This window comes from Streptomyces carpinensis, from assembly GCF_002154505.1.
GTDB classification, from domain to species: Bacteria; Actinomycetota; Actinomycetes; order Streptomycetales; family Streptomycetaceae; genus Streptomyces; species Streptomyces carpinensis.
Genome location: NZ_MUBM01000720.1, coordinates 1 through 371, shown reverse-complemented (window position 1 = coordinate 371; position 371 = coordinate 1). Strand labels below are relative to the sequence as shown.

Genomic DNA, 371 nt, shown 5'->3' with positions numbered 1-371 from the left:
GACACCCAGCGCATGTCGGGCGTCCTCCACCAGGTCCGGATTGTGGTCGGCCATGCGGCGCAGCAGCACCAGCTGGAAGTCGAGCGGGGTGAAGGGCGGGCGTGTCGAGGACGGCATGTCCTCCATCGTGGCCCAGCCCGGCCCATTGCCCACCCCGACCCATTGCCCGACCACCCCACTGTGGCTAGCCTGTGTTCGTGATGCCGACCGCCTGTTGAAATTTCGAACAGGCCTGGACTCTAGGGAGGGGGCCGGTCGTGGGACGCCTCGTACCTGCCGTGACCCGGGCTCTCGACATACTCGAGCTCTTCCTCGACGGGGACGGGACGCTCTCCGCCCCCGACATCGTGCGCAAGCTGCAGCTGCCGCGC

At 68.2% G+C, this 371-nt stretch carries 1 protein-coding gene; it reads left to right on the top strand.

Features of this window, described 5'->3' with window-relative positions; all coding sequences use genetic code 11:
- Window positions 1-257 precede the first annotated feature (257 nt).
- On the top strand, window positions 258-371 hold a 114-nt coding region (locus tag BZY54_RS48285), incomplete at its 3' end, for a helix-turn-helix domain-containing protein (RefSeq protein WP_143668452.1).